Raw genomic sequence first — 15343 nt, 5'->3', positions numbered from 1 at the left:
CTGGCACTCCCCGCCGGCACCTGGCTTCCTCGCTCATCCATAGCGTGCAGGCAGCCCTCCACCCCTTGCAACCTTCCTACTAAAACCTTCCCAGGTAACCCGCAATGAGAACCGTCGACATCAACAAAGACCCAGTTGAACTCTACAAGATCCTCAAGTTCGAGGGACTGGTGAGCACCGGTGGTGAGGCCAAGCTGCTTATAGGCGACGGCCAGGTCCTGGTGAACGGTTCAGTGGAGACCCAGCGGCGCAAGAAGATCGTGGATGGGGATGTCATTGAATTCCGCGGGGAGCGGTTAGAAATCAGACGCGTATGAACCTCGGGCTGCAGCGACAGCCCCTGGCATGTTGAGACACCTATCCTTGCAGTACTTCAGTCAGTCGCTGGAAACGACGCCGTTTATTGGCAGCGGAACAACTTTAGTCTGCTACGTCCTGGATCTCTTCACCTGCCCGCTCAATGTCCCTGCCAGCTCCCTGCATGGTATTGCAGGCGGTCAGTGCGACAATCGCTGTGAGCACTGCCGCTCGCACGGCCAGGGTCTTGATTTGCTGTAGTGCGTAAAATGCTTGCATACTGTAGCTTACCTGTATTGGTGATGTTGCCGGAACCGCACAAACTCGATTGTTGCGAACTTCCAGACCAGTTTAGTTCGGAAGTGGCATATTGGGTATCTTTCTTCGCGCTGCATTACTACCGCTGGACCAGAACCAGCGGAGGCCGGGATACAAGCAATGTAAAATGAATTATCATTCACCAGTGTGCATACTGCTCGCAGAGCAGGTTCACACCCTTTATCACCGGGCGCCGCCCACCTATGTGACCAGGAGGTAGAAGCTGTGGCAAGCGCAACTGAAAAGGAGACTAACGTGAAGAAGCAGGAAATGGATTCTGGCAAAGAGGCGGTGATGTCCGCTTATGAAAACTTGCTGGAGGCGCAAGGACATTTTCGCCAGGCTGCGGAAGCCGCCGGCATGGACCTGAAACACGATGCCGTCGCGCAGTTCGCCAAAGGCAAGAACAAGGCCGACGCGCTAGGGCACGACGTCGAGCAGTTTGTACATGACAAACCAGTGGCAACCCTTGGGCTCGCATTCGTGGCAGGCCTGCTCGCGGCACAGTTACTATCGCGGAAATAGACCCGGTGCCCGGGGTTACCAACTCTCAATCAGCAGAGGCTGAGCAAGCAGAAGAAGCGGCACAACAAGGCTCGCAGGCAGACCGGTTGCGGTCCGAGAGTGAACCGGAAACGGCCCCTACAGAGGCTCAATTACAAGCCTGGGCCACCTTATTGCAACAAGCGCTGGCGACCGGGCGCCAGCTCTCCAAGCTGCTGCAGCTGGAGCTCAAGCTCGCTGTCGCAGACGGCCTACGCCTGCTATTTGTAAGACTGGCCATGGTGCCAGTCGCCGTACTGGCGTGGCTTGGGCTGTCTGTGTTGCTCGCCTGGCTGGTTTTTCTGGCCAGTGGCTCCGTCAGTTTGAGCCTCGCAGGATTCGTTCTGGTCCAGCTGATAGCGCTGCTCCTGCTCTGGCGGGCGGCGCGTGTTTTCCAAAGTAGCCTGGGGCTGCCAGCTACACGGCGCCAACTAAGGGCAATGACAGGTACAGAAAACAGCGATGAAAAGAAAACAACAGATCCGTGAGCTGCAATTTGCAGAGGCAGAGCTGGTCGCACGGCGGCAGCTGTTGCAGCAAAGTGCACAGCAACGACTAGACCAGTTGCGCGCGCTGGGCCCGTACTGGCTGATCGGAGGCGGATTTGTTGCCGGGGTCCTGGTACAGCGGGCCGACACCTTGCTGTCCGGTTCCGGTGTTGGAACACCGTTGGCGATAGGGCTACGCCTCTGGCCCTTGCTGTCTTCCGGGATGACCGCCGGCCTGGCGCTAAGTGATCCCAAAGTATGACCAACGAGCAACTACCTGAGCGCGCAGGCGCAGCTGCACAGAAGACCGAATCTCCTGAGCCACCGAAGTCATCGCTGGCTTTTCGCTCCCTCCTGATGCTGGCGCTGCTTTACACCATCTATTTTGCGAAGTCGCTGTTGATACCGATCGTCGTCGCGCTGATCTTTGCGCTTCTGCTCAGCCCATTGGTACAGTTGCTCAAGCGCTTCTACATTCCCCGGGCAATATCGGCCATTCTCATTCTGAGCCTGATAGGAGGCCCACTAATCCTGCTCGCCACCCAACTGGCGGAGCCCGCCCAGCGCTGGGCCAAAGCTATTCCGGAACTGACGGAGCAGTTCTCACAGCGAGTCGATAAAATTACTGACTCACTGACTGCAACGCCTGAACCAATCCCGGCTCCTGAACCGCCCAAACCCAGGGGCTTCACTTTCTTCGGCCTGTTCGGGGACGACAGCGCCACCGAAGCCGAAGCCGAAACCGTCAATGTCGAAGAGTCTGCCGCGAAGGATGAGAACCGGGTAAGTGAAAAAATAAAGCAGAGTGGGGTCGAGGTGATTCTAACCATGCTGAGCGGCGCCCCATGGATGATCGCCCAGTTACTGACAACAGTAATGCTGATCCTGTTCCTGCTGGTGTTCGGGCCGGGCCTGTTTGTCAGCTTCGTAAATACTTTCCCCCGGATTCAGGACAAGCGCCGTAGCATTGTGCTGGTGAGAACCATACAGGTGGAGTTGTCCCGCTATATTGTTACGGTCAGCGCAATCAATACCTGCCTTGGGCTCGCCACCGCCGGCGCACTGTGGCTGTTTGGAGTACAGGACGCCCTGCTGTGGGGGGTATTGGTGGGCATGCTCAATTTCGCGCCCTATGTCGGCCCGCTGCTCGCAGTGATCGTGCTCCTGCTCGCGGGAGTGGTTCAGTACGGCGCCGTGGCCTCGGCAGCACTGCCGGCAATGGTGTATTTCAGTATCAACCTGGTCGAAGCACAGGTTGTCACGCCGCTGATAATGGGCAGAAACATGCGACTAAACCCGCTGGTCATAATAGTGTGGCTGGTAGCATGGGGCTGGCTGTGGGGCGCCATGGGCGTACTGCTGGCCATGCCGCTGCTGGTTTGTCTCAAGCTCGCAATCGGCCAGAGCAAGTCCTTACGTCACTGGGTGGATGCGATTGAGTCCCGAGGATCAGATGGCATGGTTGTCTCGGGCAAACACGACTAAACAAATGGCTTTGCCAATAATCCGAACTGGTAGATTTTGCTTTATCTGATTTAAACAGAAACTTTCCACATATTATGTCCGCATATTTCCGTTTGCTTAAATACTTGGGGTAAATATAATAGGCACCTCAATTTTTCAGGGAGCAAAGTATGAAAGGCAAAACTTCAGTATTTTCTGTTTATGCGAAATCCAAAGCCAAAACAAATACAGAGGCTCGTCGTCTATCCGTATCCGAGCTTGAAAAACTCATTGCCAACCTGAATGCATCGCTGGCCGCGGAAAAGGCCAAACTGGAAAAGAAGGAAGCGCAGGAGCGCCAGGCCACGATTCAAAAGGTCAATGATCTCCTCGCCGAGAGCGGCTTGAAACCAGAGGACCTGAAAAAGGCTCCCCGCAAGACTGGTGCAAAAAAGCCCGCGGCGGGAAAGCGTGGCAGAAAAGCAAAAGTACCGCCCCGCTACAGGCTGGAAATCGACGGCCAGGAGTACCTCTGGTCTGGACGCGGCCGCACCCCCAGGGTTTTCCAGCAATATTTCGACGCGGGCAATAGCAGGGAAAGCTGCGAAATCGCGGCTTGATGCCGCCCACAGATTACCGCTGAACCCGGTGCGCTCGATATCCTCTACCGGGGCGTCGGAACGTTGCCCCTACGGGGGTCCATGATCCGCCGGTATTGCCCGATAACCGGGCTCCCGCCATGGTGTTTTACCCCCTGCTGTACTAGGCTGTAGACACACTAATAATTGCCGGACGGCGCTCGCCTGATCCGGCAAGGCGAGAGGGGAACCAGCGTGCGGACCCGCTACACGACCAGCATCAATGCTGTCGCGGACAGCCTTCCCGGCGCTCCGTGAGTCCAGCCCAGATTTTCAGGGCAACCTCCAGGGTTACCCTCATATACTTTTTTATTGGCGCCCTGTGGATCCTGCTGTCGGATCGAGCGCTGTTGCTGCTGTTGCCCGAGGGCACCGGGGCAGATATTTCCGCCCTGCAAACCTGGAAAGGCTGGATTTTTATTGTCCTGACCAGTTTGCTGCTGAGCTTGCTCGTACGCCGTGCCCTGCAGCGCCAGTCAGCCATCCAGACGCAGCTGGACAAGACCCAGCTGGATTATCTGCAGCGGCTGGCGCACCTGGAAGTGGGGATTTATGAGACCGGGACAGACGGCAAAGTAAGCTACGCCAACCACGCGGCAACCCAGCTTGCAGGTTTGCGCCCCGGAGACAACCGCGGGGACTCCTACTTCCAGCAGCTGCCGTCTCCCCAACACCGGGAGCGCGTACAGGACCGCTGGCAGGCGGCCTTGACCGAACACATCAGCTTTCTTGAGCGGTATCCGTTGCAAAGCAACGCCAAGGGTGCCATGCGCTGGCTGGTGGACAGCGCATATCCCCGCTACCGTGATGGCGTTTTTTGTGGCCATGAGGGCACTCTTACCGACATCTCCGGCCTGCACGAGGCCCACGAGTATCAACAGACGCTTGAACATCGACTGCAACTGACCCTTGCCGCCAGCCCAACCATCACTTACACCATGGATGTTCGCGGGGAGGTATACAGCCTGGTCTGGGTCAGCGACAACGTGGAGCGCATTCTGAAAGTGGATGCTGCCGTGATTGTTGGCAGTGACTGGTGGCAGCAACATATCCATCCGGACGACATACCCGTGGTGCTGGGACTGATGGATCAACTGCGCGAGGGTCAGCAGAGCGAAGTTTCGAATCTGTTGCGGGTTACCGATGGCGAGGGCGAACTGCGCTGGATCCGGAATACGTCCCGCTGCTTCGCGCTCCCCGCCGGCGACACCGGTTCCGTTCACATTGTTGGCTGCTGGGTCGATATCACCGAGTCGAAGCAGGACCAGGAACGTCGCGACCTCCATGCCGCCGCTATTGCCGGGCTCTCTGAGGGGGTCCTGATCGTCGATCAGGACCACATCGTGCTTTCCTGCAATGCAGCTTTCGCCGCGATCTGCGGACGGCAGGAAGCGGAGCTGGCCGGGCACTCCATGGACCAACTGTTTGGCAACGGCACCAACTCCAGCTTTCGCGACGTCATGGACATGCTGGACAGGACGCCGCACTGGCACGGCGAGATCTTCTATCATCACCCCGGTGGTCGCGAGATTCCGCTAACAGTCACCGCCAGCGTAGTCCACAGCACCGCCACGGACAGCCACAAACGGGTGTTGATCTGCCGCGATATCAGCCTGGAAAAGCGCTTCGAGGAGGACCTGGTCCACCTAGCACATTACGATGCGCTCACCAACCTCCCCAACCGCCTGCTCCTGGTGTCGCGCCTGGAACACGCGATTGAACGGGCCCGCCGCAAACAGCAGCAGCTTGCGGTACTGTTTCTGGATCTGGATGACTTCAAGACCCTCAACGACAGTTATGGCCATGTGATCGGAGATGAAGTCCTGGTTGAGGTGGCGCGTCGGCTGCAGCACGGCCTGCGCAGATCCGATACGCTGGCGCGCCTTGGGGGTGATGAGTTCGTCTGCCTGATGGAGGATATGGATTCGTCCGCCGCGGTGGCGCAAAAAGCTTCCGACCTGATTGCCTCGGTCACCAGCCAATACACCTTGTCCAACGGTCGCGAGTGTTTTCCCGAATGCTGCATAGGCATCAGCGTGTTTCCAGAAAACGGCGACACCTGGGAAGAACTCCTGCGCAGCGCGGACACCGCCATGTACAGGGCCAAAAGCCTGGGCAACAGCCGCTTCTGCTTCTTCACCGAGGACCTCGGTATCTCCGCCGTCGAGCGCATGGACACTATTACCCAGCTCCGCCTGGGTATGGAAAAGGGTGAACTGCTGCTGCATTATCAACCCCAGGTCAGTATGGAAAATGAGCTCGTCACCAGCGCGGAGGCCCTGGTGCGCTGGGATCAACCCGGCAACGGCCTGGTGCCACCCGCACGCTTCATCCCTCTGGCGGAAAGCTCGGGACTGATCAACGCCATCGGAGCCTGGGTCATCGACGAGGCGGGACGCCAGGTCAGATGCTGGCGCGATGAGGGACTGGAGCCGGTGCAGATCTGCATCAACGTTGCCGCGCGCCAGTTTCAGGACCAGAATCTGGTTAGTCTGATGCAGGACATGCTGCTGAAATATGACCTGAGCGCCGCTGATTTCGGGCTGGAAATCACTGAGTCAGCGCTGATGGCGCACCCGCAGGAGGTCGTCAGGACACTGGGGGAACTGCACGCTATGGGGCTGCGGATTGCGCTGGATGACTTCGGCACCGGCTTTTGCAGCTTTGCCTATCTAACCAGCATGCCAATCGACGTACTCAAGATCGACAAGCAGTTTGTAGACGACATCAATTGTTCGGAGAAGGGCAACCAGATTGTGCACGCGATGCTGGAACTGGCGACCATCCTGGGGATGACCTCCATCGCCGAAGGGGTGGAAACACAGGCCCAGAGCGATTTTTTACGCAGCAGCGGCTGCGACCTCTTTCAGGGCTACCTGTTCGCGAGACCAATGCCGGCAGCTGAATTCCGGGAGATGCTGCAACCGCGGCGATGAGCCCATGACGAAAAAGCCGCCCAGGCGCAGGGCGACGCCGTTCCGGTCCTGGAAACGCACGGCAGCATCCTCCACCGGGCATTTGCCCGACCCCCGTCCCCGGCCTGATGTACACTGTTCGCATTCACTCGATAGCAGGAACAGAGAATGAAACGTCTGGCCGCTCTCACCTTGCAGGGACTGGTTGCCGTGCTACCGGTGGGCCTGACCCTCTACCTGATTTACTGGTTACTGTTGACCATGGAGACCATCGCCGGGACAGCGCTGCGCGCAGTGCTGCCCAGGGACTGGTATTTCGGAGGACTGGGGCTGCTGTCCGCCCTGCTGTTGCTGATGCTGGTGGGCCTCCTGGTCAACGCCTACGCCATCCGCCATCTGCTGCGGCTGGGCGATGCGTTGCTCAGCAGCATCCCGCTGGTGAAGTCCGTGCACGGCGCAATCCAGGATGTACTGCGGGCTTTCAGCATCGCCGACAAGAAGCAGGCGGATTCGGTAGTACTGGTGGAAGTGCAGGAAAACGTCCGCCTGCTGGGGTTCGTGACCTCTCGCCACCCCCCGGACAAACTGCGCGGCGCGCTGGGACCCAACATTGTAGGTGTGTACCTGCCAATGAGTTACCAGCTGGGCGGATATACCATCTATCTCGCCCCGGAACAGCTACAGCCCGTGGATATCAGTGTGGAAGAAGCCATGCGCATCGCGGTAACCGGGGGCATCCAGAGCCCGAACAGCGACTGAAGCGGCGCCCCCTGAGCGGGTGTCCAGCTGCGCTGCCACCGTGGCGAACTCTTCGGCAATCACCTCACGCAGAGCGCGCCAAGGTGCGCTCAGGCGTAAAAGGCCGCGATACGGGTGATGAACTCCGGCAGCTGTGCAGCCGGCAGCTCGTTGATCCCGGCAGCCGCGGCGCGACCGCCGCCGGTGGGAAACTCGCGGCACAGGACATCGGCACCGACCTTGTTGTGCAGCGGAGCCCGCACGCTGACCAGATAATTGCCGTCGGCTCGTGCGGTAACCACCGCATGCGCACGGTCCGGGTCGCCATTGGCCAGATCGTTGCCGTATACCCCGCTGACGCGCCTGGCCCACGCCGCATCGGGCAGCAGATAGACCGCCGCCGCCGCATCCCGGTACTCCGGTGCAAGGGCGGCGGCAGCAGCCATGTCTTCCCGGTAGCCGGTCTCCAGATGCTGGAAATGCTCCCGCTCCGCGGTCATGAATGCAAACGGATCATCGTAACCGCTCAGCAGGCGATACAGGTCTGCGGGCGAAAAGTGCAGATCTTCCAGCGCTGGCCCATAGCCGTTGTAATTGATGTAGATGCCCAGCTGTTCCAGCTGTTCCAGCTGCTCAGGCGTGAGACCCAGTGGCCGCGCCAGCCGCAGCGCGCTGTCCCGGAGGTTGTCACCAAAGGTCCCCACTACTGCCCAGGCCGGGAAAGCGCCCTGCAGGTGGCCGTTCACCAGCAGGCTGGTACAGACATCCGCAGCGGGGTTGATCAGGGTCTGCAGCCGCGCACTTTGCGGGATCTCCCCGGCAAAATGATGGTCGCAGTAGAATATTTCGGCTCCAGCCGCGAGCAGGCGTTCCAGATCGCTGCGGTTCTTGTCCAGGGACACGTCGAGCACCGTGATCTGCGAGCCCTGCCCCGCGTTCACCTGCTTGAGCAGCGAAGTGTCTCGTTTGACCCCGGTGACGAGTACCGCATCGCGGGGCTGTGCCCGCCGCAGTTGCACCAGGGCGCAAATGCCATCGGCGTCACCGTTGAAGACGTCGTAGTGTTGCATTCGATAACCTTATTGAAAATCTCAGGACTTGTCCGGGAAGAGTTCCTGGACGTTGGAGAGACCGATGGCAGCCGGCCCGATCTTGGGCTTCGGCTTGGGCTTTGCCAGCAATGGCCCGCCCGACATACCCTGCTTGCGCCAGACGTGGTCGTAGCGCACTTCGTGGCTGTTGAACCCGCTGACTACCGCATTCAGCACTGTGGTAATCCCGGCGCAATCCATGCTGTCGCAATAGTTTTTCAGCTCGGTCAGCATCCGGTGGATCTGGCCGTAGGACAGGCATTCCTCTTCGGCGCGCATGATCATCGGGTGACCGGTGCCGGTGACATTGCTTCCCAGCAGCAATTCCTCGCGCAACTTCTCGCCGGGCCGCAAGCCAATGAACTCGATCTGTATGTGGTCCTGGGCGTGGCTATCGTGCTGCATTTCGTAACCGCTGAGGCGAATCATGCGCCGCGCCAGATCGACAATACGTACCGGCTCACCCATGTCGAGGACAAACACATCCCCGCCGGTACCCATGGCCCCGGCCTGCAACACCAATTGTGCCGCTTCCTGGATCGTCATGAAGTAGCGCGAGACTTCCGGATGCGTCACCGTCACCGGGCCGCCACTCTCGATCTGCTCCCGGAACAGGGGCACGACCGAGCCCGAGGACCCCAGCACGTTGCCAAAGCGCACCATGCAAAAGCGGGTGCGCGTTTCGCGCTGGGCCAGACCCTGCAACACCAGCTCGGCGAAACGCTTGGAGGCACCCATGATGTTGGTGGGACGTACGGCCTTGTCCGTCGACACGAGCACGAAGGTCTCCACCTCCGCCTTGCGCGCGGCCTCGGCCGCGTACCAGGTACCAAACACATTGTTGGCAACGCCCTCGGCGACGTTGTACTCCACCATCGGCACGTGTTTGTAGGCGGCAGCGTGGTACACAGTCTGCACGGCAAAGGTACGGTACACCGTCTCCAGCCGGCGCTGGTCCTGCACTGAACCCAGCAGGGCGATAATCTCGACCGTGGAACCGGTGGCCTGCCTGATATCGCGCAGCTCACGCTCCACGCTATAGAGCGCGTATTCGGAATTGTCCAGCAACAGCAGCTCGCGGGGGCCGGAGGTGAGGATCTGGCGGCAGAGTTCGGAACCAATAGAGCCACCGGCGCCGGTAACCATCACCACCTTGTCAGTGATACAGCGGTCAATCAGCTCGGGATGGGGCGGTACCGGGTCGCGACCGAGCAGGTCATCGAGATCGATATCCTGGATCTGGTTGACACTGGCGCGGCCAGCCACCAGCTCACTGATCTTGGGGACCGTGCGCACATGCACCGGCAAACCGACCAGGGAATTGATGATCTCCCGCCGCCGCTCCGATGAGGCAGAGGGTATGGCCAGCAGCACCTGGGTGATGTTGTGCTCCCCAATGAGGCGCTTGATTTCCTCAGGCCTGGCCACCTGCAGGCCATTGATCACCGAGTGCTGCAGGCGCGGATCGTCGTCGACAAACACGACCGCGCGATACTGGTCGCCGTGGTGCAGGGCGGTAAGCAGCTGACGCCCGGAATCACCGGCGCCGTAGATGATGACATTGCGAGACAGGGAGCGCAGCTTGGCCTGGTAGTAGGCGCGCACGGTCAGCCGGGTACCACCGATCAGCAGCAGGGCGACAACCCAGTAGAAGAATGGCATTGCCCGCGGTACCTCGGCCTGCAGCAGGAACACGGTGGAGGCCAGCACCAGGGTTGAATAGGTCACCGCGGTAATGACTGCCCAGATCGCCTGCTGGCCCATGAAACGTATCACCGCACGGTAGAGGCCCAGGCGCAGGAAGATAATGGCGCTGACAATGATGGTAATGGCGGCGCAGAGGACTTCGGTGGAGCCGGGGGTAAACTGACTATTGCCCTGGCGCAGAACCACGGCGCCCCACATGGCAGCGCTGACAAAAATCATATCCAGCGCCAGCAGCAGAGCCTGTTTGATATTGCGGGGAAGTTCTACCAGTTTTTCAACAGCATCACGTACGGTTCCCATCACCTGGGAAATCGCTTGCACCACACCATCCCCAAGCCGATTCAGCAAATTTCCTCCCACTCCGAATGGTCGTGACAGGCCCGCTTGCAACCGGTATTTTCTGTGCGAACCCCAATCTTCAATACTACGGCAAACCCCTCAACTTGGCCATGCCAAGCAAAAGCGGAAGATATGCCAAAATTACCAATAAAAGCTGGAATTCGGGCCAGTACCAAATCGTCCAAGCGATTGGGAACAACCACAGTGCGTTGAGTGCAACGAGCAGGAAATCGACCGCCACATGCGACTGCCAGTGCCGGCTGAGACGCTGATAGGCATGCTCCCGGTGCGCCTCCATCAGTGGCGCCCCACGCAGCCAGCGGGCCATCAGGGTCCAACTGGCATCGGTGATAAACCCGGCGAGCAACACCAGCCAGCAACCCAGTGGCAGCGCCCCCGAACTGGCACCGTGGAGGGCAAGCCCGCCGAGCAGAAAACCCACCGGAATACTGCCCGCATCTCCCATGAACAGCCGTGCGGGCGGCCAGTTCCAATACAGAAACCCCAGCTGACAGAGGGCCAGCAAAGCGCAGAACAGAGCGAATTCCGGAGCGCCGGCGAGCAGGGCGAGGAGGGCCGCGCTGGCGGCGGCAAGGATGCACTGGAGCGACGCAATACCGTCGATACCATCCATGAAATTGTACAGATTGAGCAGCCACAGCATGCCAGCTACCAGCAGGGGGCCCAGCAGCCAGCCGGGGATAGCAGGGTGCAGGATCATGCCCCATTCCAGCCCCCGGACCAGCGCAGCACAACACAGCCCGTAGACCCCCAGCCGCAGAACTGCCGGCAGGTTGCAACGATCATCGGCCATGCCCACCAGCATCAGCACCAGGGCCAGACCCAGCAATACCGGATAGGGCGCGGCCCAACTGACGCCACCCAGGGCGGCAACCGAGACCGAGAGCACCAGGGCAAGGACGATCCCTACACCGCCTCCATTGGGCGTGACCCGGGTGTGGGAACTGCGGTGCCCCGGATGATCCAGCCAGCTGCCACGGTGGGCCAATCGCAGCCAAACGCCGCACAGCAGCGCCGATGCCAGCGGCGCGACAAGGAGTGCCAGCATCATGTTGCAGGCGCCGGGCCAGCTACAATCGCTGGCGCCACACAGGCCAGGGTCTGGCGCGGCTGCCACCCCGTCGCCTGCAGCAGGGCGCAGTTGTCATAGCGTTCTGCCCCGAACAGTTTGCCGTAGCTGCTTCCTCTCGGCTGGCGCTGGAAAACGTCCAGTCCCGCGGCGAGTATGCGCCAGCACCAGGCGGGTAACTGCCGCCCACCGCTGCGCCCAAGAGCCTCACACAACAACTGGTACACATGGCGGGTGGTATAGGCCTCCCCGTCTGTCACTATCCAGGTATGCACGCCCTCCTCCACGACCTGCGGCAGCAGGAGCAGGAGCTCGGCGAGATCTTCGACCCCAACCATGGAGCGCGCCCCGCCCTCGGGGGGAGCGGGAAAGCCCCAGCGGGCCGCGCGCAGCAGCCACTGCAGGTTGCCCCGGGGATCGGGCCCGTACACCAGCGCTGGCCGCAGAATGACCACGGCCATGGCGCTGGCAGAAAAACGCTCCCGCAGCGCGCATTCCGCCCGCCACTTGGACAGCCCGTAGGGACCGGACGGATCCGCCAACTCATTCTCGCGCCGGGACCCGCATCCGGCGGCGGGCCCCATTGCCTTGACACTGCTGAGATAGATAAACAGGCGTACACCGGCACGTTCTGAGGCTTCGGCCAGGGCCAGGGTTGCCCGGTAGTTGACCTCTTCGTGGAGCTGTGCCTGCGCCTGCTGGTGCGCGATACCTGCGAGGTGGTAAACCACTTCTATTCCTTCCAGCAGGGCGTCTGCAATGGCTGCCTGGCGGAAATCCACGGCGTGGGTACCACGCCCGGATGGCAGGGCGCCCCCGCCACAGCTGAGTGGGACGAAGCCACGGCCCGCAGCCGTCAGCTGCCGGCAGAGCTCCCTGCCGACGTACCCGGTGGCACCGGTCACCAGTGCGTGCATACCAACCTTACCGCGAACGGCGGAACAACGTGAAAAGGGGCCGAAGCCCCCTATGATACGGATGCCTGCAGCCTATTCCAGTGTTATAACAGTGCGGTTCTTGTCCAGCGTTGCCTGGCCGATGCCCTTCACATCAACCAACTCTTCCACGGCGCCGAAGGGGCCGTAGGTTTCCCGGTAGCGGATAATATCCTCCGCCCGGGACAGGCCTACCCCCTGCAGCCCCGCCGCCAGAGCGGCGGCGTCCGCGGTATTGATATTGACCAACCGGGCCTGGGCCGCTGCCGCGACCGCCGGGGGCTCGGCGCCCGTATCCGCCAGCGCCGTGCCGGGGGTCAGGCCCAGGCACAACAGCATGGCCAGCAATGGTGCGGCCAGCCCGGGCGCATAGCGATGGACTTTCAACGGAATACCGGTCTGGCCGGCCCCCGCAACAACTTGAGGTGAGTTTTCGAGGTATGTCATGGCGTAATCTCCTTTTACGAGTCGGCATCCCTGCGCATCCGTATCGGGAGACAGTGTAGCAACCACCAGGATGCGGCCAAGCCCGTTGACCGCATTTGATGTTATTGCGTGGAGAGGCCCAGTTCGGCCAGCACCCGTTCCAGCGCCGCCAGCGGATCCGGGGCGTCGGTAATGGAGCGGCCGATGACCAGATAGTCCGCGCCCAACTCGCACGCATCGGCCGGCGTAACCACCCTGCGCTGGTCTCCCGGCAAGTCTCCCGCGAGGCGAATCCCCGGCGTTACCAGGCAGAATCCGGGGCCGTGCTGCCGCCGCAACAAAGGCGCCTCCTGCGCCGAACAGACCACCCCGCGCAGACCGCAATCCGCCGCCAGACTGGCCAGGCGCTGCACCCGCTGCAGCGCCGTTTCCGCATAGCCGAGCTCGGCCAGATCCTCGTCGGTCATGCTGGTCAGGACGGTGACGCCAATCAGCAGCGGCGGCCGATCGTAGTTCTCCAGGGCGCCTGCAGCAGCCTCCAGCATCCGGCGGCCACCAGCGGCATGCACGTTCACCATCCACACGCCGAGATCGGCAGCGGCCCGCACGGCGCCGGCGACAGTGTTGGGGATATCGTGGAATTTCAGGTCCAGGAATATCTCGAATCCCCAACCCTGCAGCTGCCGGACCAGGCCGGGCCCGCAGCGGGTAAACAGCTCCTTGCCAATCTTGAGTCGGCACAGTTGCGGCGACAGCTGCTCGGCCAACGCCAGGGCTGCGGCTTCTTCGGCGTAATCCAACGCCACCAGAACGGGTGAGTCCATACTTTCTACCTTGGTCTCGAGCGGGCCGCTATCAGTCTACACGGTTACCGCGGATGGATTTGACGGTGCCCCAGTGCTTGCACCCGGGGCAGAACCAGTGCAGCTGGCGACCGGAGAAACCGCAGTGGCTGCAACGATAGGTCGGGCGCTCGGCGAGCAGCCGCTCCACCAGGCGCTCGAGCAGGCTGAGATTTTCCCGGATCTGACCCTCGGTATTGCCCATCTGCAGGCCGATCAACCGGGACAGGCCGCGCAGAGACGGATACTTCGCCAGCTGTGTGGACAGGAAAGTGGCCGCCGCAGCATCGCCACTGCTGCCGCGGATATCTTCAGCGACCGCCAATACCAGTGGCGCCGCCGGATTGCTCTGCAGACAATCCTCCAGATACTGGCGCAGGGTCTGCTCCTCCCCGAGCTGGTGATAGGCTTCCTGCAGGGTCGATATGGTTTCGGGAATATAGTCGGGATCCTGCTGCCTGACCTTGCGCAGGGCCCTGATCGCCTGCCGGTAATTCCCCGCCTGACACTCCAGATCGCCCAACATCAGCGATGCGCGCACACAGAGGCGGTCGTGAACCAGACCCTGTTGCAACTCCTTGCGCGCAGCCTGGACGTTCCCCTGCTTGAGCAATTCCGCTGCCAGCTCGCAGTGGTAATGCGCGAGCGCCACTGCCACCGATTGCCGGTTGGCACCGAGCGGGACGGGGCCCGTCTGGCTGAGCAGCGATTTGCGCGGCAACAGCTCAGTGGCAACCTCGATGGCATTGGCCCACTCACGCTGGCTCTGGAAAATTTCCAGCAGGTGCCGCTGGCTGGCCCGGCGCTGCTCCGGGGAATCCCTGACCAGGTCGAGCAGCAACCGTTCCGCACGGTCGAACAGGCCCGCGCTGATGTAGTCCCGGGCGAGCTCAAGGTGGGCCTGATGCACCTGCTGTCGAGGCAGGCTGGGCCGGGCCAGCAGATTCTGGTGAATGCGGATGGCGCGATCCACCTCGCCCCGCTTGCGCAGCAGGTTGCCCAGCGCAATATGGGTCTCCAGGGTCTCGGTATTGACCTCCAGGGCATTGATAAATGCGTCTACCGCGCCGTCCGGGCGACCGTCCAACAGGTAGTTCAGGCCCTTGTAGTACTGGCCGGGAAGATCCGTTGGGGCAATGCGGACACTGCGCCGCCCCAACCACCAGCCGATGCCGATGGCCGCAAACAGCAGGACAAATACCAACAGGTCATTCACCCTCTTTGAATCCGGCCACCCGCAACCGATCCAGTTCCAATTTACACTTGTCGAGCTTGCGCTGCGTGGCCGCCAGACCGCCGCGCAACCTGAGGACCATGACACTGGAAGCCAGCAGCCCCAGCGCGCCACCCAGCGCGAGCGCCGCCAGCAACCACAGAGCGAGGCTGCGGGGCGCAAACTCATAGAACAACAGATCCAGACCGACCGGCTGATGATTCTGCAGGGCAAACAGCACGCCCAGCACCAGCATCACCACTATCACCAGCAGGGAAACCACCTTGCGCAATGCGTTCATAAGCCTGCCCCCGATTTCG

The 15343-nt window shown here is 61.1% G+C and carries 17 protein-coding genes; 8 read left to right on the top strand and 9 right to left on the bottom strand.

Annotated elements, in window-relative coordinates; genetic code table 11:
- Positions 1 to 104: 104 nt before the first annotated feature.
- Entirely contained in the window at positions 105 to 317 is a 213-nt protein-coding gene (locus Q6D67_RS11240; RefSeq protein ID WP_304705706.1) for an RNA-binding S4 domain-containing protein, read from the top strand.
- A gap of 103 nt (positions 318 to 420) precedes the next feature.
- On the opposite strand, the gene Q6D67_RS11235 is transcribed toward Q6D67_RS11240, so the two are convergent.
- On the bottom strand, positions 421 to 576 hold the full coding sequence (locus Q6D67_RS11235; protein WP_304705705.1) for an entericidin A/B family lipoprotein: 156 nt from the start codon (positions 574 to 576) through the stop codon (positions 421 to 423).
- Positions 577 to 870: 294 nt separating this feature from the next.
- Here Q6D67_RS11235 and Q6D67_RS11230 point away from each other — a divergent pair, with 294 nt between their 5' ends.
- The 7 genes from Q6D67_RS11230 (at position 871) to Q6D67_RS11200 (ending at position 7401) form a co-directional block, all read left to right on the top strand.
- Entirely contained in the window at positions 871 to 1140 is a 270-nt protein-coding gene (locus Q6D67_RS11230) for a DUF883 C-terminal domain-containing protein (RefSeq protein WP_304705704.1), read from the top strand.
- Between the two features lie 5 nt (positions 1141 to 1145).
- A complete protein-coding gene (locus Q6D67_RS11225; protein WP_304705703.1) occupies positions 1146 to 1646 on the top strand; it encodes a hypothetical protein in 501 nt (166 codons plus the stop codon).
- Positions 1621 to 1908 carry a hypothetical protein gene (locus Q6D67_RS11220; RefSeq protein ID WP_304705702.1) on the top strand — a complete coding sequence of 96 codons (288 nt, stop codon included), beginning with the start codon at positions 1621 to 1623 and terminating at the stop codon, positions 1906 to 1908. Before Q6D67_RS11225 ends, Q6D67_RS11220 begins: the two co-directional genes overlap by 26 nt.
- On the top strand, positions 1905 to 3131 hold the full coding sequence (locus Q6D67_RS11215; protein WP_304705701.1) for an AI-2E family transporter: 1227 nt from the start codon (positions 1905 to 1907) through the stop codon (positions 3129 to 3131). Before Q6D67_RS11220 ends, Q6D67_RS11215 begins: the two co-directional genes overlap by 4 nt.
- A 149-nt stretch (positions 3132 to 3280) precedes the next feature.
- The gene (locus Q6D67_RS11210; RefSeq protein ID WP_304705700.1) at positions 3281 to 3709 is read left to right on the top strand and encodes an H-NS histone family protein; all 429 of its coding nucleotides are present in this window, start codon (positions 3281 to 3283) and stop codon (positions 3707 to 3709) included.
- 272 nt (positions 3710 to 3981) lie between these two features.
- Positions 3982 to 6663, top strand: coding sequence for an EAL domain-containing protein (locus Q6D67_RS11205; RefSeq protein ID WP_304705699.1), 2682 nt, complete (start codon positions 3982 to 3984; stop codon positions 6661 to 6663).
- Between the two features lie 147 nt (positions 6664 to 6810).
- Entirely contained in the window at positions 6811 to 7401 is a 591-nt protein-coding gene (locus Q6D67_RS11200; RefSeq protein ID WP_304705698.1) for a DUF502 domain-containing protein, read from the top strand.
- Between the two features lie 89 nt (positions 7402 to 7490).
- Here Q6D67_RS11200 and Q6D67_RS11195 read toward each other — a convergent pair whose 3' ends face one another.
- The 8 genes from Q6D67_RS11195 to Q6D67_RS11160 form a co-directional block, all read right to left on the bottom strand.
- Complete coding sequence (locus tag Q6D67_RS11195) at positions 7491 to 8450, bottom strand: DHH family phosphoesterase (protein WP_304705697.1); 960 nt, start codon at positions 8448 to 8450, stop codon at positions 7491 to 7493.
- Positions 8451 to 8471: 21 nt separating this feature from the next.
- Entirely contained in the window at positions 8472 to 10499 is a 2028-nt protein-coding gene (locus Q6D67_RS11190; RefSeq protein WP_370551951.1) for a polysaccharide biosynthesis protein, read from the bottom strand.
- A 103-nt stretch (positions 10500 to 10602) separates the two neighbouring features.
- Positions 10603 to 11589, bottom strand: coding sequence for a glycosyltransferase family 4 protein (locus tag Q6D67_RS11185; RefSeq protein WP_304705696.1), 987 nt, complete (start codon positions 11587 to 11589; stop codon positions 10603 to 10605).
- Positions 11586 to 12524, bottom strand: a complete 939-nt coding sequence (locus Q6D67_RS11180; protein WP_304705695.1) for an NAD-dependent epimerase/dehydratase family protein — start codon at positions 12522 to 12524, stop codon at positions 11586 to 11588. Before Q6D67_RS11180 ends, Q6D67_RS11185 begins: the two co-directional genes overlap by 4 nt.
- A 72-nt stretch (positions 12525 to 12596) precedes the next feature.
- Complete coding sequence (locus Q6D67_RS11175; RefSeq protein ID WP_304705694.1) at positions 12597 to 12989, bottom strand: helix-hairpin-helix domain-containing protein; 393 nt, start codon at positions 12987 to 12989, stop codon at positions 12597 to 12599.
- A gap of 101 nt (positions 12990 to 13090) precedes the next feature.
- A complete protein-coding gene (gene pyrF / locus Q6D67_RS11170) occupies positions 13091 to 13792 on the bottom strand; it encodes an orotidine-5'-phosphate decarboxylase (protein WP_304705693.1) in 702 nt (233 codons plus the stop codon).
- Positions 13793 to 13823: 31 nt separating this feature from the next.
- Positions 13824 to 15026 carry a lipopolysaccharide assembly protein LapB gene (gene lapB / locus Q6D67_RS11165; RefSeq protein WP_304705692.1) on the bottom strand — a complete coding sequence of 401 codons (1203 nt, stop codon included), beginning with the start codon at positions 15024 to 15026 and terminating at the stop codon, positions 13824 to 13826.
- On the bottom strand, positions 15019 to 15324 hold the full coding sequence (locus tag Q6D67_RS11160) for a lipopolysaccharide assembly protein LapA domain-containing protein (protein WP_304705691.1): 306 nt from the start codon (positions 15322 to 15324) through the stop codon (positions 15019 to 15021). Before Q6D67_RS11160 ends, lapB begins: the two co-directional genes overlap by 8 nt.
- Positions 15325 to 15343: the final 19 nt, after the last annotated feature.

This window comes from Haliea sp. E1-2-M8, assembly GCF_030649675.1.
In the GTDB taxonomy this organism is placed as follows: domain Bacteria; phylum Pseudomonadota; class Gammaproteobacteria; order Pseudomonadales; family Halieaceae; genus Haliea.
Note: the sequence above shows the minus strand (reverse complement) of the source record. Positions and strands in the feature narration are given on the sequence as shown.

What these genes read in the sequence shown, in the direction of transcription:
- Q6D67_RS11195 (WP_304705697.1), bottom strand. Translation starts at nt 8,450, where the DNA reads ATGCAACACTACGACGTCTTCAACGGTGACGCCGATGGCATTTGCGCC.
- Q6D67_RS11160 (WP_304705691.1), bottom strand. Translation starts at nt 15,324, where the DNA reads ATGAACGCATTGCGCAAGGTGGTTTCCCTGCTGGTGATAGTGGTGATG.
- Q6D67_RS11240 (WP_304705706.1), top strand. Translation starts at nt 105, where the DNA reads ATGAGAACCGTCGACATCAACAAAGACCCAGTTGAACTCTACAAGATC.
- pyrF (WP_304705693.1), bottom strand. Translation starts at nt 13,792, where the DNA reads ATGGACTCACCCGTTCTGGTGGCGTTGGATTACGCCGAAGAAGCCGCA.
- Q6D67_RS11220 (WP_304705702.1), top strand. Translation starts at nt 1,621, where the DNA reads ATGAAAAGAAAACAACAGATCCGTGAGCTGCAATTTGCAGAGGCAGAG.
- Q6D67_RS11215 (WP_304705701.1), top strand. Translation starts at nt 1,905, where the DNA reads ATGACCAACGAGCAACTACCTGAGCGCGCAGGCGCAGCTGCACAGAAG.
- Q6D67_RS11235 (WP_304705705.1), bottom strand. Translation starts at nt 576, where the DNA reads ATGCAAGCATTTTACGCACTACAGCAAATCAAGACCCTGGCCGTGCGA.
- Q6D67_RS11175 (WP_304705694.1), bottom strand. Translation starts at nt 12,989, where the DNA reads ATGACATACCTCGAAAACTCACCTCAAGTTGTTGCGGGGGCCGGCCAG.
- Q6D67_RS11180 (WP_304705695.1), bottom strand. Translation starts at nt 12,524, where the DNA reads ATGCACGCACTGGTGACCGGTGCCACCGGGTACGTCGGCAGGGAGCTC.
- Q6D67_RS11200 (WP_304705698.1), top strand. Translation starts at nt 6,811, where the DNA reads ATGAAACGTCTGGCCGCTCTCACCTTGCAGGGACTGGTTGCCGTGCTA.
- Q6D67_RS11210 (WP_304705700.1), top strand. Translation starts at nt 3,281, where the DNA reads ATGAAAGGCAAAACTTCAGTATTTTCTGTTTATGCGAAATCCAAAGCC.
- Q6D67_RS11185 (WP_304705696.1), bottom strand. Translation starts at nt 11,589, where the DNA reads ATGATGCTGGCACTCCTTGTCGCGCCGCTGGCATCGGCGCTGCTGTGC.